This window comes from Variovorax sp. GW822-FHT04A09, from assembly GCF_058801005.1.
Map to the genome: position 1 here is coordinate 451,576 of NZ_JBXAMV010000005.1, position 19,005 is coordinate 470,580.

The 19,005-nt window shown below is 68.1% G+C and carries 16 protein-coding genes and 1 riboswitch; of the genes, 4 read left to right on the top strand and 12 right to left on the bottom strand.

The window, feature by feature from the left end; translation table 11 throughout:
• Positions 1-17 precede the first annotated feature (17 nt).
• The 8 genes from AC1RLW_RS25430 to AC1RLW_RS25465 form a co-directional block, all read right to left on the bottom strand.
• Entirely contained in the window at positions 18-752 is a 735-nt protein-coding gene (locus AC1RLW_RS25430; RefSeq protein ID WP_139703387.1) for an ABC transporter ATP-binding protein, read from the bottom strand.
• A complete protein-coding gene (locus AC1RLW_RS25435) occupies positions 749-1,540 on the bottom strand; it encodes an ABC transporter ATP-binding protein (RefSeq protein ID WP_095949850.1) in 792 nt (263 codons plus the stop codon). The genes AC1RLW_RS25430 and AC1RLW_RS25435 overlap by 4 nt, the downstream gene beginning before the upstream one ends.
• Entirely contained in the window at positions 1,537-3,462 is a 1,926-nt protein-coding gene (locus tag AC1RLW_RS25440; RefSeq protein ID WP_493195563.1) for an ABC transporter permease, read from the bottom strand. The genes AC1RLW_RS25435 and AC1RLW_RS25440 overlap by 4 nt, the downstream gene beginning before the upstream one ends.
• A gap of 81 nt (positions 3,463-3,543) precedes the next feature.
• Positions 3,544-4,749, bottom strand: a complete 1,206-nt coding sequence (locus AC1RLW_RS25445; RefSeq protein WP_062473975.1) for an ABC transporter substrate-binding protein — start codon at positions 4,747-4,749, stop codon at positions 3,544-3,546.
• A 59-nt stretch (positions 4,750-4,808) separates the two neighbouring features.
• The gene (locus tag AC1RLW_RS25450; protein WP_159273450.1) at positions 4,809-5,393 is read right to left on the bottom strand and encodes an amino acid synthesis family protein; all 585 of its coding nucleotides are present in this window, start codon (positions 5,391-5,393) and stop codon (positions 4,809-4,811) included.
• Positions 5,394-5,431: 38 nt separating this feature from the next.
• Complete coding sequence (locus tag AC1RLW_RS25455; protein ID WP_095743158.1) at positions 5,432-6,073, bottom strand: amino acid synthesis family protein; 642 nt, start codon at positions 6,071-6,073, stop codon at positions 5,432-5,434.
• A 21-nt stretch (positions 6,074-6,094) separates the two neighbouring features.
• Positions 6,095-6,997: a UPF0280 family protein gene (locus tag AC1RLW_RS25460; protein ID WP_493195564.1), complete on the bottom strand. Its 903-nt coding sequence runs from the start codon at positions 6,995-6,997 to the stop codon at positions 6,095-6,097.
• 4 nt (positions 6,998-7,001) lie between these two features.
• Positions 7,002-8,621: a 6-hydroxynicotinate reductase gene (locus AC1RLW_RS25465; RefSeq protein WP_493195565.1), complete on the bottom strand. Its 1,620-nt coding sequence runs from the start codon at positions 8,619-8,621 to the stop codon at positions 7,002-7,004.
• A gap of 319 nt (positions 8,622-8,940) precedes the next feature.
• Between AC1RLW_RS25465 and AC1RLW_RS25470 the strand changes: the two genes are divergently transcribed.
• The 3 genes from AC1RLW_RS25470 to AC1RLW_RS25480 are packed head-to-tail and all read left to right on the top strand — an operon-like array spanning position 8,941 to position 11,664.
• The gene (locus tag AC1RLW_RS25470; protein WP_062473986.1) at positions 8,941-9,714 is read left to right on the top strand and encodes a ferredoxin--NADP reductase; all 774 of its coding nucleotides are present in this window, start codon (positions 8,941-8,943) and stop codon (positions 9,712-9,714) included.
• A gap of 28 nt (positions 9,715-9,742) precedes the next feature.
• Entirely contained in the window at positions 9,743-10,510 is a 768-nt protein-coding gene (locus AC1RLW_RS25475) for a TetR/AcrR family transcriptional regulator (protein ID WP_095743155.1), read from the top strand.
• Complete coding sequence (locus tag AC1RLW_RS25480) at positions 10,465-11,664, top strand: amidohydrolase family protein (RefSeq protein ID WP_159278913.1); 1,200 nt, start codon at positions 10,465-10,467, stop codon at positions 11,662-11,664. Before AC1RLW_RS25475 ends, AC1RLW_RS25480 begins: the two co-directional genes overlap by 46 nt.
• A gap of 25 nt (positions 11,665-11,689) precedes the next feature.
• Here AC1RLW_RS25480 and AC1RLW_RS25485 read toward each other — a convergent pair whose 3' ends face one another.
• The 4 genes from AC1RLW_RS25485 to metH all read right to left on the bottom strand — a co-directional run bounded on the left by AC1RLW_RS25485 (position 11,690) and on the right by metH (position 17,717).
• Entirely contained in the window at positions 11,690-12,103 is a 414-nt protein-coding gene (locus AC1RLW_RS25485) for a GtrA family protein (RefSeq protein ID WP_159273447.1), read from the bottom strand.
• A gap of 10 nt (positions 12,104-12,113) precedes the next feature.
• Positions 12,114-13,100 (bottom strand): glycosyltransferase family 2 protein, encoded by a 987-nt coding sequence (locus tag AC1RLW_RS25490; protein ID WP_493195566.1) that lies wholly within the window; start codon positions 13,098-13,100, stop codon positions 12,114-12,116.
• Positions 13,097-14,854, bottom strand: coding sequence for an ArnT family glycosyltransferase (locus tag AC1RLW_RS25495; RefSeq protein ID WP_493195567.1), 1,758 nt, complete (start codon positions 14,852-14,854; stop codon positions 13,097-13,099). Before AC1RLW_RS25495 ends, AC1RLW_RS25490 begins: the two co-directional genes overlap by 4 nt.
• Before the next feature lie 100 nt (positions 14,855-14,954).
• A complete protein-coding gene (gene metH, locus AC1RLW_RS25500) occupies positions 14,955-17,717 on the bottom strand; it encodes a methionine synthase (RefSeq protein ID WP_493195568.1) in 2,763 nt (920 codons plus the stop codon).
• Positions 17,718-17,739: 22 nt separating this feature from the next.
• Positions 17,740-17,815, bottom strand: a riboswitch (S-adenosyl-L-homocysteine riboswitch).
• Positions 17,816-17,992: 177 nt separating this feature from the next.
• Between metH and AC1RLW_RS25505 the strand changes: the two genes are divergently transcribed.
• On the top strand, positions 17,993-19,003 hold the full coding sequence (locus AC1RLW_RS25505) for an esterase/lipase family protein (RefSeq protein ID WP_082818091.1): 1,011 nt from the start codon (positions 17,993-17,995) through the stop codon (positions 19,001-19,003).
• Positions 19,004-19,005 lie beyond the last annotated feature (2 nt).

Sequence of the window (19,005 nt, forward strand, 5' to 3'; positions counted from 1 at the left end):
TTGAGGAAAGGAAACGGTCAGACGCTGAGGTAGGCCCTGCGCACTTCTTCGTTGGCCGCCAACTCGGCCATCGTGGCGTGGTAGCGGATCTGCCCCTTCTCGAGCACATAGGCCCGGTCGGAGACCAGCTCGGCGAAGTGCATGTTCTGCTCCGACAGCAGGATGCTCACGCCCTGCGCCTTGAGCTCGAGGATCATGTTGGCCATCTGCTCGACGATGACCGGGGCCACGCCCTCGGAGGGCTCGTCGAGCAGCACGAGATACGGGTTGCCCATCAGCGTGCGCGCCACGGTGAGCATCTGCTGCTCGCCGCCGCTCATGCGGCCACCGGGGCGGTTGGGCATTTCGCCGAGGTTGGGGAACAGCTGGAACAGGCGCTCGGGCGTCCACAGCGGCGCGGCGGTGCCGTCGGCCCACTGGCGCGCGGGCTGCTTGCCGACCTCGAGGTTCTCCATCACCGTGAGGTCGGTGAACACGCGACGGTCTTCGGGCACGAAGCCCAGGCCCAGGCGCGCCGCGTGGTGCGGCTCGCTCTTCGAAATGTCGTGGCCCAGGAAGCGCACGGCGCCGCGGCGCTTGGTGAGCATGCCGATGAGCGTCTTGAGCGTGGTCGACTTGCCCGCGCCGTTGCGGCCCATGAGCGCGACGACTTCGCCGCGCCGCACTTCGAGGTCGACGTCGTAGAGGATCTGCGCGGCGCCGTACCAGGCGCACAGCGCCTTGGCTTCCAGAAGAGGTTCGTGCGTGCTCATGCGGTGACTCCAAGCGCTGCGGCTTTCTCTGCAATCTTCTCGAAGGTCTTGCCGCTGCCGAAGTACACCTCCTGCACCTTCGGGTGGTCGCGGATTTCGAGCGGCTTGCCCTGCGCGATGAGGCGCCCGCGCGCCAGCACGATCATGCGGTCGGCGTACGCGAACACCACGTCCATGCTGTGCTCGGTGAAGAGCACGGCCATGCCGCGCTGGATGACGAGGTCCTTGGTGAGCGCCATGAGCGAGTTGCGCTCCTGGGGCGCCATGCCGGCGGTGGGCTCGTCCATGAGCAGCAGCTTGGGCGAATTGGCCATGGCGATGGCGAGTTCGACGCGCTTCACGTCGCCGTAGGCCAGCACGCTGCAGGGCCGGTCGGCCTGCGCCTTCATGCCGACCTGGTCGAGCAGCGCCAGCGCTTCGTCGCGCTTGTGGTCGGCCGCGCGGCGCCACATCGAGAACAGCTTGTGGTCGTGCGAGAGCAGCGCCATCTGCACGTTCTCGACCACGGTGAGCGAGGCAAAAGTTTCGGCGATCTGGAAGGTGCGGCCCACGCCCTTGCGCCAGATCTCGCGCGGCTTGCGGCCCACGAGCTCGTGGCCGTCGAGCGTGATCGAGCCCTGGTCGGCCTTGAGCTGGCCGTTCACCATGTTGAAGGTGGTCGATTTGCCGGCGCCGTTGGGGCCGATGAGCGCGAGCAGTTCGCCGGGCGGCAGCTCGAAGCTGATGCCGTCCACGGCCTTCACGCCGCCGAACGATTTGCCGAGGTTGGTGACTTTGAGGAGGCTCATGCCTTCACCTCCTTGAGCTTGGCGTCTGCTTCATCATGCTTCGGTGCACGCCAGCGATCGACGAGCTGTTTGATCGACCCGGCAATGCCCTGCGGGAACAAGAGCACCAGGATCAGGATGATGGCGCCGAGCATCGCGCGCCAGTAGTCGGTGTTGCGTGCCACGGTGTCGTGCAGCCAGGTGAAGGTGACGGCGCCGACCACGGGCCCCGCCAGCGTCTGGATGCCGCCCAGCAGCACCATCACGAGGCCGTCGACCGACTTGCCGACCGACAGGCTCTCGGGCGAGATGCTGCCCTTGGAGAACGCATAGAGCGCGCCGGCCAGGCCGGCCACGGTGCCGGCGATGACGAAGGCCGCCCACTGCATGCGCTTGACGTCGATGCCGATGGCGTCGGCGCGCAGCACCGAGTCGCGGCCCGCGCGCAGCGCATAGCCGAAGGGCGAGAACAGCACGCGGCGCAGCCACCACACGCCCGCGCCCACGAGCACCAGCGTGAGCCAGTAGTACACCTGCTTGTTCGACAGCCACTCCGAGGGCCACACGCCGGTCAGGCCGTTGCTGCCGCCCGTGAAGCTGTCCCACTGGTAGGTGACGGCCCAGGTGATCTGCGCGAAGGCCAGCGTGAGCATCGCCAGGTACACGCCCGACAGCCGCACGGCGAACCAGCCGTAGACGAAGGCGCCGAGTGCGGCCACCAGCGGCGCGACCACGAGTGCCAGCTCCATCGGCAGGTGCAGCGCGCGCACCAGCAGCGCCGCGCCGTAGGCCCCGAGGCCGAAGTAGGCGGCGTGGCCGAAGGAGTGCATGCCGGCCGGCCCCATGATGAAGTGCAGGCTGGTGGCGAACAGCGCGGCGATCAGCAGGTCGATCATCAGCACCGTGGTGTAGGGCGAGCCGGCCGTCAGCAGCGGCAGCGCGGCCAGCACCAGCGCCAGCCCGGCGGCGGCCACGATGTAGGCGGTGCTGGGGCGGCGCAGCGGCTCTTCCTGCATGCCGACGTAGCGGCTCGGCGCCTGCGGCCGGCCGAACAGGCCCCAGGGGCGCCACACCAGCACGATGGCCATCACGAGGAAGTCGACCATCAGCGTGAGCTTGGAGAACGACACGTCGATGCCGAAGACCTGCACCACGCCCAGCCAGATGCACACGGCCTTGATCTCGGCGATGAGCAGCGCGGCCACGTAGGCGCCGGGCAGCGAGCCCATGCCGCCGACCACGACGACGACGAAGGCGGCGCCGATGGTGTTCAGGTCCATCTCGAGCGTGGCGGGTTCGCGCGGCAGTTGCAGTGCGCCGCCCAGGCCCGCGAGCAGCGCGCCGAGCGCGAACACGGCGGTGAAGAGCCAGGCCTGGTTGACGCCCAGCGCGCTGACCATCTCGCGGTCTTGCGTGGCGGCGCGCACCAGCGTGCCGAAGCGCGTGCGCGTGAGCAGCAGCCACACGAGGCCGAGCACCAGCGGGCCGACGACGATCAGGAACAGGTCGTAGGAAGGAAACTGGCGCCCGAGGATTTCGACCGAGCCCTTCAGGCCCGGCGCGCGCGGGCCGAGCAGTTCGTCAGGCCCCCAGAGCCACAGCACCGCGTCCTTGATGACCAGCACCAGCGCGAAGGTGGCGAGCAGCTGGAACAGCTCGGGCGCCTTGTAGATGCGGCGCAGCAGCAGCACCTCGATGAGCGCACCCAGCACGCCCACCGCGAGCGCGGCGATCAACAGCGCCGGCCAGAAGCCCACGCTCGGGCCGAGCTTCTCGACCAGCGTGTACGCGACGTAGATGCCCACCATGAAAAAAGATCCATGGGCGAAGTTGACGATGCGCGTCACGCCGAAGATCAACGAGAGGCCGGCCGCCACCAAGAACAGCGAAGACGCGCCGGCCAACCCGTTGAGCAACTGAACAACGAAGCCTGAAAAGCTCATGAGGGACCCTGAGGAAACTGGAGACACCGCGCCCCGCCGCGCTCAAGAAGCGGCGGCGGACGCGTTGCAGGAGCCGTGCGGTCAGTCCGCAGGGCGCATCTTCTTCACTTCGTCGTCGGTGGGCTGGAACTTGGCACCGTCGAGGTACACGTAGTCGACCATCACGCCCTTGCCGCCATCGTTCTTGGTCTTGCCGACGTACGCGCCCATGGTGGACTGGTTGTCCTGTGCGCGGTAGCTGATCTTGCCGAAGGGCGTGTCGACCTGCAGGCCCTTGAAGGCGGCCACGAGCTTCTCGGTGTCGGTGCTGCCGGCCTTCTTCACGCCGGCGGCAATCGAGTAGATGGCGCTGTAGCCCACCACCGAGCCCAGGCGCGGGTAGTCCTTGAACTTGGCCTGGTAGGCGTCGTTGAAGGCCTTGTGCTCGGCGGTCTTCACGCCGTACCAGGGGTAGCCGGTGACGACCCAGCCGTTGGGCGCCTCGTCCTTCAGCGGGTCGAGGTACTCGGGCTCGCCGGTCAGCACGCTCACGACCTCGCGGTCCTTGAACAGGCCGCGCGTGTTGCCTTCGCGCACGAACTTGGACAGGTCGGCGCCGAACAGCACGTTGAAGATGGCGTCGGGCTTGGCATCGGCCAGGGCCTGCACCACGCTGCCCGCATCGACCTTGCCCAGCGGCGGCGCCTGCTCGGCGACGAACTCGACGTCGGGCTGGATCGCCTTGAGCAGCGTCTTGAAGGTGGCGACCGACGACTGGCCGTATTCGTAGTTGGGGTACACGATGGCCCAGCGCTTCTTCTTGAGCTTGGCGGCCTCGGGCACCAGCATCGCGACCTGCATGTAGGTCGAGGGGCGCAGGCGGTAGGTGTACTTGTTGCCGTTGCTCCAGACGATCTTGTCGGTGAGCGGCTCGGCGGCCAGATAGAAGAACTTCTTCTGCTTGGCGAAGTCGGTCAGCGCCAGGCCGGTGTTCGACAGGAAGGCGCCGGCCAGCACGTCGACCTTCTCGCGCGAGATGAGTTCTTCGGCCACGCGCACGGCGTCGCCGGGGTTGGCGTTGTCGTCGCGGCTGATGAGCTCCAGCTTCTTGCCGTTGACGCCGCCCTTGGCGTTGATCTCGTCGACCGCCAGTTCCATGCCCTTCTTGTAGGGCTCGAGGAAGGCGGGCTGCGCCTTGTAGCTGTTGATTTCGCCGATCTTGATCACGCCCTGCGCATGCGCGGGGACGAGGGCGGTGGCCAGCGTGACGACGGAAGCGGCGCAGAAGGCAAGGCGCAATGGATTCATCGGGAAGCTCCTAGAAGTTCGAACAGAAAACACGATGCGGGTGACGATGCAATGACAGGTCAGCGAAGACCGTCTTCGCCCTTGATTTCACTGACCTGCAGGCCGCCGACGCGCGGCAGCGGACGGCCGCTGTCGGTGACGGCCACGGCCACGACGATCTCGTTGGCACGCGGCGCGTCGGCCACGCGGGCCTCGACGGCGTCGAAGTGGCTGCGCACGAATGCGGCGTCCTTGTGGCCCAGCGGCACGTCGATGGCGGTGCCCAGCGTGCCCTGCTTCTTGGCCGAAGGCACGAGCGCGGCGCCCTTCTCGACCGCCACGCGCAGCGGCGCGCCCAGCTTGGGATGCAGGATGGCGGCGGCATGCTCCAGCTCGCCGCGCTCGCCGACGATGGCGGCCTTGCCGTAGCTCTGCGCCTGGCCAGGCTCGATGCCCAGCGCCTTCACGGCCTTCTGGCCGAGCAGCGCGCCGAGCTCTTCGCCGATGGCGATGAGTTCGTCGAGGTTCTCGCTGTAGCGGCCGGCGTAGGGGTTCTCGATCACGGCGATGGCGACGGCGCGACGCGTGGGCGGCGTCACGTCCTGGCCCATTTCCTTGCGGGTTTCATCGACCTGAATGACGAGCTTGCGGATGTTGGCGGTCATGTCTGTGTGTTCCTTGTCTTGTCTCTTGTCTTGTGCGGTCAGCGCAGGCCGTCCCACTTGCTGATGTCCTTGGCGAGCAGGCCGCCGACGCGCGCATGCACGCGGTAGCCGGTGCTCATCGCGAGGATGAAGACGATCTCGTCGGCCATCGGCGCGCCGGGCACGCGCACCTCGATGGCGTCGAACTGGCCGCGCACGTAGCTGGCGTTGATGTTGGTGAGCGGCACGTCGAGCGCGGCGCCGGGCGGGCCGACCTTCTTGGTCGAAGGCACGATCGACAGCGCGTTGCCGGGCTGGCCGGTTTTCTCCTCGGCCTTGCCCGCGGTGTAGGCCGCGCGGCTGCCCTTCCAGCCGAGCAGCTCGCGCATGGCGTAGCCGCCGGGCACGTGCCACAGCGCGCCGTGCTCCAGCTCGCCGTCGGCACCGACGATGGCACCCTTGCCGTAGGTGGCGATCTGTTCGAGCGGCACGTCCATGGCAGCGTGCAGCTGGTGCGCCATGTCGACGCCCACGGGGTCGAGCAGCGCCATCATCGGCAGGATGTCGGGCTCGTAGCGGCCCGCGAAAGGATTGGTCAGCACCGCGCCGATGGCACCGCGCACCAGCGGGGTTTCGGCACGCGGTCCGAACTCGTGGTGGATGTGCTCGACATGGGTGAAGACGCGACGGATTTCGATCATGAAAAAGAACCTTGCTTTTCGTTAAGCAAATACTGAACCAACTGCTTCGGGCAGCGCGATGTCCAGCGACTTCGAGCATAAGGGTTCCACCCGCCGCCACTGCCCCTGGCAAACGAGCAGAACGGCCCACACGAGCCCCCTTTTCTGCAGCACGCGGGCGCACGCCGCGCCCGCATCGAGTGCATGGTGCACCTGCACGGGCGCCAGCGGCGGCACGTCGACGGTGACGAGGGTGTCGCCGAGGTCGCTGTCGTCCTTGCAGTCGCTGGCGGGCAGGCGCTGGATGAGGGCGTCGGCCACGTCGACGGCGTTGGCGATCACGGTGGCGGCCGCATCAGCCTGCGCCGCGGTGGCGGCCAACACCGTCACGCTGTCGGCGATGCCCAGCGAGAAACTGCGCCCGCGCCAGCCGCTGGTGGCGACGCCGCGCACGGGTTGGTCGGCGTGCAGCTCGAACTGGCCGTCGGTGGTCAGCATGCCGCTGTCGCGCCAGTCGAAGCGCGCGAGGTCGGCGAACAGGCCCACGCGCGCCGTGTGGCCGGGCGCGAGGTGCAGCGCGATGTCGCCGCCGTTGTTGACCCAGGCGCGCTCGATGCCCGGCCGGTCGTAGAAAGCGATGAGTTCCTGCGCCACGCTGCCGGCCACGGCCGCCATCGGCGTGAGGAACAGCGGCGAAAACGCATCGCAGGCGTCCCACATGCGGCGCGCGACCACGCCGCGCGGGCGCTGGCGTGCGGCCACGGGCAGGCGCAGCTGCGGCAGCTCGCGCACGAGTTCGTCGAGCACATGGCCGAAGCGCGCCCAGGCCGCGTCGTGCGCGGCGGCGACGGCGTACGGGTCGCCGTGCGCTTCGGCCACGATGTCGATCGGGCCGTGGTTGAAATGCCAGCGGCCCGCGTCGAGCGCCGTGCGTTGGGCGGACATGGTTTCAGCCCAGCATGGGGGCGTGGCCGAGCGGCCACGGGTTGGCATCGTCGATGACGAGCCATTGGCGCGCCAGCGGTGCGCCGTCTTCCTGCCACGCACCGCGTGCGAGCGCCTGTTCGAGCGGAAAGATGTGTTCGACGTGCCCACCGAGCGCCTCGTAGTCGGCGCGCCGCATGCTGAACTCGATGGGCGCGACGATGGCCGGCGTGGGCACGGTGCCGAAGCTGTTGTCGGGCATGCGCATGACGTCGGCCATCACCGTGATGCCGCCGCCGGGCCACACATAGGCCGGCGCGCCGCCGCAGGTGACGTTGACCAGCGCGCGCTTGATGGCGCGCGTGAGCAGCACCGGGTTCTCGGTGACGCCCGCGCGCAGGCTGCCGCCGGCGCCGCCGAGGAACAGCACGGTGCACAGCGAGGGCTCGCAGTTTTCGCCGATGCGATCGACGATGCGGCGCACCTCGGGCGGCATGGGCTGCTCGATGGGCTTCAGCGCCTCGTCGAGCACGTACCACTGCGCGTGCTCGCCGGTGGTGGAGGTCATGAGCAGCCGCAGGCCGGGGCGGGCCACGCCCTCTTCCCAGCCTTCGATGATCGCCAGCGGGTCGGCGATGTCGGTGCCGCCCCAGCCGTTGCCCGGGTTCGCGACCTGGAAGTAGCGCCCGGGTGTCGACTTGCGCCCCAGCATCTGGATGCCCGAGGGCGTCATGTCGAGGCAGCGGCCGGCCTGGTGCTCGGTGAGCACGCCGGTGATGTGGTCGTCGACCACCACCACCTCGTCGGCCACGCCGGCGAACTGGCGCGCGAAGATGCCCACGGCCGCCGAGCCGCAGCCCACGCGCATGCGCTGCTCTTCCACGCCGTTGACGATGGGCGCCTTGCCGGCCTGGATGACGAGGCTGGCGCCGCCGTCGATGGTGCATTCGACCGCCTGCTTGTTGCCCAAGAGCTGCATGAGCTCGGCCGTCATGCGCCCCTCTTTCTTGCTGCCGCCCGTGAGGTGGTGCACGCCGCCCAGCGACAGCATCTGCGAACCGTACTCGGCCGTGGTGACGTGGCCCACGACCTCGCCCTTGTAGCGCACGTTGGCCTGCTCGGCGCCCAGGAAGCGGTCGGTGTCGATCTTCACCTTGAAGCTGCAGTAGCTGAAGATGCCTTCGGTGACGACGGTGACCATGTCGACGCCCTGGGCTTTGGAAGCCACGATGAAGGGCGCGGGCTTGTAGTCGGGATACGTGGTGGACGAGCCCACGCCGGTGACGAAGACCTCGTCGGCGTGCAGCAGGTCGCCGTTCCAGTCGGGTGCGGCATCGGCCTCGGCCGCCTCGGCGCCGGGCCGGTCGAAGGGCACGAGCGCCGGCTGTTCGCTGGCGAGCGTGCGGCGCAGCAGCACCACCGGATCGACGCGCACCAGCACGCCCTGGCGGTTAGCGTAGCGGTCGCAGGCGCCGGTGCGGCCGTCGGAGATCTGGCACAGCACCGGGCAGGCGTTGCACTCGACCTTGGCGGTGCTCATCTTCTCGTTGCGCGGCGGCGCCTTGCCGAAGGCGGCGCCGCCGGCCTGCGCGACCAGGGGCATGTCGATGCCGGGCAGTCCGTCTGTCTTGGTGTGTTCAGTCATCGGGGCGATCTCGTGGTGTGGTGCTGTCGGAGCGGGTCTTCAGGCCCCGGAGGTTTGCAACAAACGTGCCGTGCAGGTGCTTGTGCGGCGGCTTTCGTTTGTGTAGCATCCCCTACACTTTCATGTTGCGTTCACTACATCAAAGGTCAATGTAGCAAACAGGCCCGATGCTTGCAATGGTGTTTTCTCGCGGTGTTCATCGGGGTTTTTCCGACCAACGACAATGGAGGGTTGCTAGCCGGCCGATGGCGGACGCCCCAAAGGCGTGCATTTCGGCTCAGCCACCCTTTTCTGTCTTCAACCAACACTTGAGTTCTGTATGAGTGCATTCAGCGAAGAACGCGTCCTGAGCGTCCACCACTGGACCGACCGCCTGTTCACCTTCACCACCACGCGCGACCCGGCGCTGCGCTTCTCGAACGGTCATTTCACGATGATCGGCCTGAAGGTCAACAACAAGCCCCTGCTGCGCGCCTACAGCATCGTGAGCCCGAACTACGAGGAGCACCTGGAGTTCCTGAGCATCAAGGTGGAAGACGGCCCGCTCACCTCGAAGCTGCAGCACATCCAGGTGGGCGACACCGTGATCGTGGGCCGCAAGCCCACCGGCACGCTGCTCATCGACTACACGCTGCCGGCCAAGCGCCTGTACCTGTTCGGCACGGGCACCGGCCTGGCGCCGTTCATGAGCATCATCCGCGACCCCGACACGTACGAGAAGTTCGAGCAGGTCATCCTGGTGCACGGCGTGCGCCAGGTCGATGAGCTGGCCTACCACGACCTCGTGACCGACCACCTGCCCAAGCACGAGATCCTGGGCGAGATGATCGCCAAGCAGCTGCTGTACTACCCCACGGTCACGCGCGAGGAGTTCCGCAACCAGGGCCGCGTCACCGACCTGATCGAGAGCAACAAGCTCACCGACGACCTGGGCCTGCCCCCGCTGAACGTCGAGGAAGACCGCGTGATGCTGTGCGGCAGCCCCGGCCTGCTGGTCGACCTGAAGCACATCCTGGAAAAGCGCGGCTTCAAGGAAGGCAACACCTCGACGCCGGGCGACTTCGTGGTCGAACGCGCCTTCGCCGAGAAGTAAGACCCGACACACAGGCGCTGCGCGCACGATGGCCGACTCCCGCTCCGTCAGCAAGCCCAAGCCCCAGCGCCGCACCGGCGTGCGCGAGGCCGCGGCCCAGGCCACGCGCGACAGCATCCTCAAGGCGGCGACCAAGGTGTTCGCCAAGTACGGCTACGACGGCGGCAGCGTGGAGAAGATCTCCAAGGCCGCCAAGTCGTACGACCGGATGATCTACTACTACTTCGGCAGCAAAGAGGGCCTGTTCATCGCGGTGCTCGAAGGCATCTACCAGCGCATGGACGACGCCGAGGCCGCCATTGCGCTCGATGCCTCGCGGCCCGTGGAAGCGCTCACCGAAGTCATCCGCTTCGTGCTCGGCTACTACCGCAAGAACCCCGAGTTCGTCACCCTGCTGAATACCGAGAACCTGCACAAGGGCCGGCACATCTCGAAGTCGCTGCGGGCGCGCGAGTACTCGTCGCGGGCGGTGGCCATCATTTCGGAAATCCTTGCCAGCGGCGCGGCCCAGGGCCTGTTCCGCACCGACCTCGTGGCGCGCGACATCTACCTGCTGATCGCGTCCACCGGCTATTTCTACACCTCGAACCGGCACACGCTCACGGCCTTCCTCGGCGAGCCGCTGGAGTCGCCGGAAGCCGTCGCGCACTGGGAAGACTTCGTCATCGAGACCCTGCTGCGCACCGTGCGCGCGGACGACATCCAGGAACAAGACAACAACTCCCCACCCCACGACGAGGACACCACGAAATGGCAGAAATCGCAGCCGGCGCAAAGTCGGGCAAGGTCGTCATAAAGAACATCGGGCTGCTGCTCTCGGGCGACATCGACAAGCCCATCCTCGACGCCGACACCCTGGTGGTGAACGACGGCCTGATCGTGGCGGTCGGCAAGGAGAAAGACTGCGACCTCGAAGGCGCACAGACCGTCATCGATGCGCGCAAGACCTGCGTCGCGCCCGGCCTCATCGACAGCCACGTGCACCCGGTGTTCGGCGACTGGACGCCGCGCCAGGGCCAGATCGGCTGGATCGACTCCACCATGCACGGCGGCGTGACCACCATGATTTCCGCCGGCGAGGTGCACCTGCCCGGCCGCCCGAAGGACATCGTCGGCCTGAAGGCGCTGGCCATCACCGCGCAGCGCGCCTTCGACAACTTCCGCCCCGGTGGCGTGAAGGTGCTGGCCGGCGCCCCAGTCATCGAGAAGGGCATGGTCGAGAGCGACTTCAAGGAACTCGCCGAAGCCGGCGTGGGCCTGCTGGGCGAAGTGGGCCTGGGCTCGGTGAAGGCCGGCTACGAGGCGAAAGAGATGGTGGCCTGGGCGCGCAAGTACGGCATCCAGAGCACGATCCACACGGGCGGCCCGTCGATCCCGGGCTCGGGGCTGATCGACAAGGACGTGGTGCTCGAAGCCGACGCCGACATCATCGGCCACATCAACGGCGGCCACACCTCGCTGCCCGAGGCGCACGTGTGCGAGCTGTGCGAGAAGAGCACGCGCGCCATCGAGATCGTGCACAACGGCAACGAGAAGGTCGCCATCGCGGCGGCCCGGGCGGCGCTCGAACTGAAGTGCCCGCACCGCGTGATCCTGGGCACCGACGGGCCCGCGGGCTCGGGCGTGCAGCCGCTGGGCATCCTGCGCATGGTGGCGATGCTGTCGTCCATCGCGAACATCCCGGCCGAGCTGGTGTTCTGCTTCGCCACGGGCAACACGGCGAAGATCCGCAAGCTCAACTGCGGCTTGATCGAAGTGGGCCGCGCGGCCGACTTCGTGTTCATGGACCGTGCCCAGCATTCGCCCGCGCCGGGCCTGCTCGAAAGCGTGCAGCTGGGCGACATCCCGGGCGTGGGCATGGTGATGATCGACGGCCTCGTGCGCTGCGGCCGCAGCCGCAACACGCCGCCGGCCACCGAGATCCCGGTGGTGGTGTCGGGCGGGCACTGAACCTGAGTGCACGCGCCCGGCGGCCTCAGCCGCCGCTGCGGTGCGAGCGGAAAACCAGATAGCGCGCCGAGAGAAAGTTGGCGCCCATGCCCGCGATGCTGCCCAGCGCCACGCCGAGCGCGGCGGCCCAGCGGCCTTCCACCCAGTGCAGCGTGAGCACGTAGGTGCCGTAGTTCAGCACCGCGCCGGCCAGCATGGTCGTGAGGTAGCCCAGGTATTCGCGCCAGACCGAACGCCCCGTGGCGGCGCCGGCCGCGCTCGCCGCGAAGGTGTAGCGGCGGTTGTAGAGCCAGGTGGTGGTGGCGGCGGCCAGGAACGACACGACGCGCGCGCCGTACCACCCCAAGAGCGGTGCCAGCAGGTAGAGCACCGTCACGTCCACCACGAAGCCGATCACGCCGGCCACGGCGAACGAGAGGAACTCGCGCCCGATCTTCATCGCGCCGCCGTCAGTGCGCGCGCAGGCTCTTGCGCAAGCTCTCGCGCACGCAAGGCTGCGCCAGGTAGCGCAGCCGCTTGGCCTCCTGCCGGCCGAGCGTGACGGTGTGCATCACCACGCCGCAGACGAAGGACAGCAGCGCCGCCAGCATCGCGCCGGTGGCGAGCACCGCCGTGGGCAGCCGCGGCACCAGGCCGGTGTGGGCGTAGGTCATGAACAGCGGCACGGCCAGCGCGAGCGCAGCGATCGCGAGCACGGCCGCGACGATCGAGAAGAACTGCAGCGGCCGCTCGCTCACGAACAGCTTGCCGATGGTCTTCAGGATGCGCCAGCCGTCGCGGTAGGTCGAGAGCTTGCTGTGCGAGCCTTCGGGGCGCGTGCTGTAGGCGGTGGCTTCCTCGGCGTAGGGCATGCGCAGTTCGAGCGCGTGCACGGTCAGCTCGGTCTCGATCTCGAAGCCCTGCGACAGCGCGGGGAACGACTTGGCATAGCGGCGCGAGAACACGCGGTAACCCGAGAGCATGTCGGTGAGGCCGCCGCCGAAGAGCTGCGCCACGGTGCCCGTGAGCAGCCAGTTGCCGAAGCGGTGGCCGGCGCGGTAGGTGAGCGCGTCCTGGCCGTCGTCCACGCGGCTGCCGACCACCATGTCGAGGTTGCCCTCGACCAGCCGCGCGATGAGGCGCGGCGCGGCGGTGGTGTCGTAGGTGGCGTCGCCGTCGACCATCACGTAGATGTCGGCCTCGACGTCGGCGAACATGCGCCGCACCACGTTGCCCTTGCCGCGCGCGGCCACGTGCGTGACGATCGCGCCGGCCGCGCGGGCCACGGCGGCGGTGTCGTCGGTGGAGTTGTTGTCGAAGACGTGGATCTCGGCGCCCGGCAGGGCCGCGCGGAAGCCCTCGATCACCTGGGTGATGGCCAGGGCTTCGTTGAAGCAGGGAATGACGGCGGCAATGCGTGGCATGGCGGACACGGGAGCAGGTCGGTGGTCGGTCATCGAGCGGTCGTCGGAAGGAGTCGGTAGGCCCGGCTGCCGTCTTGTTCGTGCAGCAGGCCATAGTACTGGTCGAAGCCGGGCCGCACGCTGAGCACTTTCACCATCTCGGGCGACATGACGACGGTGGTGAAGCCCTCGGCCGCCAGCTTGCGCGCCGTGTCGCCGGGCGACATCAGCAGGTAGTCGCGGTAGCGCCAGCGCCCCAGCGTGTCGCCCCAGATCGGATTGGGGCCGTAGTAGATCGCCTCGTTCAGCGCAATCTGGTAGACGCGGCCGGTCACGTTGCGGCGCACGTAGTCCATCACGCCGTAGCCGGGCACGTGCTTGCGCAGGAAGGCCTCGCGCGCCTCGGGCGTGAGCGAGATCATCGACACCTTGGTGGCCGTCTGGCCCACCGACACGGCGGCCAGCACGGCCAGCAGCAGCACCACGATCCAGTCGCCGACGCCGGCACCGCTGCGCGGGCCGTCGGCTGCGACCGCAGCGGGCGCACCGCGCAGGCGGCGCACGCCCGCCGCGATCCAGCCGAACAGCACCTGCCAGCCCACGGCGGCCGTCATCGCGAGCAGCGGGAACGAGGCCATGAGGTAGCGCGGGTAGCGCGAGGTCACGACCCACACGGCCACCGAGTACAGGCAGAACCAGCCCGCCGCGCGCACCGCGGCGGAGCGCTTCCACCACACGCTGAAGGGCGCGAGGAACACGGACCAGATCAGCGCGTTGGGCATCTCGGCGTGGTCGCGCACGTCGGCCACCTGCTGCACGTAGTCGGCCGGCACCCATTCGGTGAAGCCGAACACGCGCGCGCCGATCGGGTTGAAGGGGTCGCCCGTCATGATCGCGTTGCGCGCATACCAGTAGATGCACGGGATCAGGAAGCACAGCAGCGCCGGCGCCCAGGCTTGCAACAGGCGGCGCTCGTGGCGCACCACGAACAGCGCCACCAGCGGCAGGAAGATCAGCGCCTGGTACTTGGAGCCCGCCGCCACGCCGAGGCAGAACGCCGCCAGGCAGAGCCAGCGCGTGCCGTCGCGCAGCGGTTCGGACTCGCGCCACCACCACAGCGCCACGAAGGCCGACAGCACGAACAGCGCCACGCCCATGTCGATCAGCGCGTTGGCGTAGTCGCCCATGCCCAGCCAGATGGCCGCGCCGATGCAGGCGGTGAGCCGGTTGGCATGCAGGATGCCCAGGCGGAAGATCATCAGCACCGACAGCGCGCCCGCCAGGGCGTTGAGGAAGTGCGGCAGCACGTCGTCGCCCACCTGCAGCGCGGCGGCGTACAGCAGGTTGTAGTTGTAGGGGAACCAGGGGTAGCGCAGCCAGTCGTGGATGCCCAGCGTGCCCTGCTGCGCCACCAGGCGCGCATACGGCAGGTGGTACATCAGCTCGTCGAAGGCGGCCGGCGGCGCGAGCGGCGCCACCAGCGCGGGCAGCGCGACCAGCGCCAGCGCGATGGCGGCGATGCGTTCGAAGCGGGTCCACGGCGGGGTGGCGGGCGCGGCCGCGCGCAGCGCACGCACCTCGGCGCGCCAACCGCGCCACTGCCATGCGGCGGCCACGACGCCCGCGCCGACCAGCCCCAGCGTGGCCTCGCGGCGAAAGAGCCCGAAGATCGCCAGCGCCTGGAAGGCACAGATGTAAAGGCCGACACCGAGCGCGGCCGACATGGCCGCTTCGAGCCAGGCGTCGCGGCGCGAGGGCGGACGCAGGCGCGCGAGCACCGCGCGGCCGGCACCCCAGCAGGCAATCACGAAGATCGCGAACTGGGCGTAGTGCGCGGCGGCAAAGATCAGCTTCTGAATATCAACTCCCGTGGCCGGTCACTCCGGTCGCGCCGACCGGCCGGCAGGTTCAAAGGTTCGGCGCCAGCAGGCGCTCGAGCTCCGCTTCGCTCGTGCGGCGCCGCGCGGCCTGGTCCTGCAACTGGTCGTGCCCGATCTTGCCGACGTTGAAGTACGTCGCATCGGGGTGCCCGAGGTAGAAGCCGCTCACGCTGGCGGCGGGCATCATAGCGAGGCTCTCCGTCAGGGTCATGCCAATGTCCGCGCAGTTCAGAAGGTCGAACATCGGGCCCTTCACGCTGTGGTCGGGGCAGGCCGGGTAGCCGGGCGCGGGGCGGATGCCGCGGTACTTCTCGGCAATCATGTCGTCGTTGCTCAGGCCCTCGTGGGGCGCGTAGCCCCACAGGTCGGTGCGCACGCGGTGGTGCATGGCTTCGGCAAAGGCCTCGGCCAGCCGGTCGGCCAGGGCCTTGAGCATGATGGCCGAGTAGTCGTCGAGGTCGTCCATGAAGAACTTCTCTTTCTTCTCGACACCCAGGCCGGCCGTGACGGCGAACACGCCGACGTAGTCCTTCACGCCGCTGTCCTTGGGCGCGACGAAGTCGGCCAGGCAGCGGCTGGGGCGCATCACGCCGTCGATCATCTGCTTCTCGGTCTGCTGGCGCATGCCGTACCAGGTGAGCGCGACTTCGCTGCGCGTCTCGTCGGTGTACAGCTCAATGTCGTCGTCGTTCACGGTGTTGGCGGGCCAGAAGCCGACCACGCCGCTGGCGCTGAGCCAGCGCCCTTCGATGAGGCGCTTGAGCATGCGCTGGCCGTCGGCGTACACGCGCACGGCCTCGGTGCCGACGATCTCGTCCTTCAGGATGGCGGGGAACGGGCCGGCCAGGTCCCAGGTCTGGAAGAACGGGCCCCAGTCGATGTACTTGGCCAGCTCGGTGAGGTCGAAGTTCTTGAACACGCGCCGGCCGATGAACTTGGGCACGGTGGGCACGAAGTTGGCGAAATCGACGGGCGTCTTGTTGGCGCGCGCCTTGGCCAGCGGCCACATCGGCACCTGCTTCTTGTTGGCGTGCTGCGTGCGCACCTTCTCGTAGTCGGCGTTGATCTCGTCGATGTACGCGGTGGCCTGGTCCGAGAGCAGCGACTGCGCCACGCTCACGCTGCGCGAGGCATCGGGCACGTAGACCACGGGGCCTTCGTAGTGCGGCGCGATCTTCACGGCCGTGTGCACGCGGCTGGTGGTGGCGCCACCGATGAGCAGCGGGATCTTCTTGATGCGGAAGTGGTCGTCCTTCTGCATCTCGCCGGCCACGTACTGCATCTCTTCGAGGCTGGGCGTGATGAGGCCCGACAGGCCCACGATGTCCGCGCCCTCGACCTTGGCCTTCGCCAGAATTTCGTGGCACGGGACCATCACGCCCATGTTCACCACTTCGAAGTTGTTGCACTGGAGCACGACGGTGACGATGTTCTTGCCGATGTCGTGCACGTCGCCCTTCACGGTGGCGATGATGATCTTGCCCTTGGTGCGCACGTCGCGGCCCGCGGCCTCGTCCTGGCGCTTTTCTTCCTCGATGTACGGGATGAGGTGGGCCACGGCCGACTTCATCACGCGCGCCGATTTCACCACCTGCGGCAGGAACATCTTGCCCTGGCCGAACAGGTCGCCCACGATGTTCATGCCGTCCATGAGCGGGCCTTCGATCACGTGCAGCGGACGCCCGCCCTTGGCGAGGATCTGCTGGTAGGCCTCTTCGGTGTCTTCGACGATGAAGTCGGTGATGCCGTGCACCATCGCGTGCGACAGGCGCTGGTTGACGTGCACCGGGTGCTCGGGCGTGCCGCGCCATTCGAGCTTCTTGCTGTCGTCCTTGGCGCCGCTCTTGGCGGTCTCGGCCACTTCGACGAGGCGCTCGCCGGCATCGGGGCGGCGGTTGAGCACCACGTCTTCCACGCGCTCGCGCAGCGTGGGCTCGAGGTCGTCGTACACGCCGACCATGCCGGCGTTGACGATGCCCATGTCCATGCCCGCCTGGATCGCGTGGTACAGGAACACGGTGTGGATGGCCTCGCGCACCGGGTCGTTGCCGCGGAAGCTGAAGCTCACGTTGCTCACGCCGCCCGACACCTTGGCGCCGGGCAGGTTCTGCTTGATCCAGCGCACGGCGTTGATGAAGTCGACCGCGTAGTTGTCGTGCTCCTCGATGCCGGTGGCGATGGCGAAGATGTTCGGGTCGAAGATGATGTCTTCGGGCGGAAAGCCCACCTCGTCGACCAGCACGCGGTAGGCGCGCTCGCAGATCTCGATCTTGCGCGCGTAGGTGTCGGCCTGGCCCTTCTCGTCGAAAGCCATGACCACGGCGGCAGCGCCGTAGCGCTTGACCAGCTTGGCCTCGTGCTTGAACTTGTCCACGCCCTCCTTCATGGAGATGGAGTTGACGATGCCCTTGCCCTGGATGCAGCGCAGCCCGGCCTCGATGACGTCCCACTTGGAGCTGTCGACCATCACCGGCACGCGCGCGATATCGGGCTCGCTGGCAATGAGGTTCAGGAAACGCACCATGGCGGCCTTGCTGTCGAGCATGGCCTCGTCCATGTTGATGTCGATCACCTGCGCGCCGTTCTCCACCTGCTGGCGCGCGACGGCCAGGGCGTCCTCGAACTGGCCGTTGAGGATCATGCGCGCGAAGGCCTTGGAGCCGGTGACGTTGGTGCGCTCGCCGATGTTGACGAACAGCGTGCCCTCGCCGATGGCGACCGGCTCGAGGCCGGACAGCTTCATGGGAGGGGGAGCAACGGGAGCGGAAACGGATGCGGGAATCTGGGACATGGCCTCACCTGCGGAAGAGTCGGACAGGCGAGCGTCGTTGTCGCCCCAAGCCTGACGATTCGCCTCTGTGGCGAACCGCTGCAACGCTCCTTGGGAAGTCGCGCATTTTAGGTCGATTCGATTGCGCCCTGGGAAAACCCCAGTTTTCATTCCTGCACGTGTCAACAGAATGCGCCCACCGTTTCTGAACGAACGTTCGTGTTTTTAACCAAACGTAAGGGAGTTCGCCGATGGCCAGGAAGTGGAATGTCCGGTTGCAGCATGCAGCCACCCCAATGCGCGCCGTGGCCCTGAGCTGCGGCCTCCTGGCCGCCGCGGCCCTCGCGGTTCACGCGCCACCAGCGCGTGCCGCCGCCGGCGACAGCGCCACCCGCGTCGAGGCCCGCGTCACCTCCGACACGGCGAAGACCAAGTACCCGATCGTGCTGGTCCACGGCCTGCTGGGCTTCGACAACCTGCTGGGCGTCGACTACTTCTACGACATCCCCGGCAGGCTGGCCGCCGCGGGCGCCAAGGTGTACGTGGCGCAGGTGTCGGGCACCAACACCTCCGAGATCCGCGGCGAGCAGCTGCTGCAGGAGCTCAAGACCATCCGCGCGCTGGAGCAGAACCCCACGCTCAAGTTCAACCTCATCGGCCATTCGCAGGGCTCGCCCACGGTGCGCTACGTGGCGGCGGTGGCGCCGGACATGGTGGCCTCGGTCACGTCGGTGGGCGGCGCCAACGGCGGCTCGAAGGTGGCCGACCTGCTGGCCAAGCTGCCCGAAGGCGGCATCGGCCAGACCCTGGTGGTGAAGGCCGTCGGCCTGCTGACGGGGCTGATCGGCTTTCTCTCGGGCAAGGACCCGAGCCAGCTGCCCGAGGTGCCGTTGAACGCGCTGGCCTCGCTGACCACGGCGGGCGGTGCGGCCTTCGACGCCAAGTTCCCGCAAGGGCGCCCCGCGCCGGGCTCGTCGTGCGACGTGAAGAGCGGTGCGGCCGTGGCCAACGGCGTGCGCTACTACTCGTGGTCGGGCGTGTCGACCAGCTTCAACCTGTTCGACCCGAGTGACACGGCGCTGTCGACGCTGGGCAGCCTGTTCTTCTTCGGCGAGGCCAACGACGGCCTGCTCGCGGTCTGCACCACGCGCCTGGGCACCCACCTGGGCGACTACCGCCAGAACCACCTGGACGAGGTGAACCAGGCCTTCGGCAACACCTACGGCAGCCAGTTCCCGTACTACGAGAAGAAGCCGCCGGAGCTGTTCAGGGAACAGGCCGCGCGACTCAAGAGCGCGGGGCTCTGAGG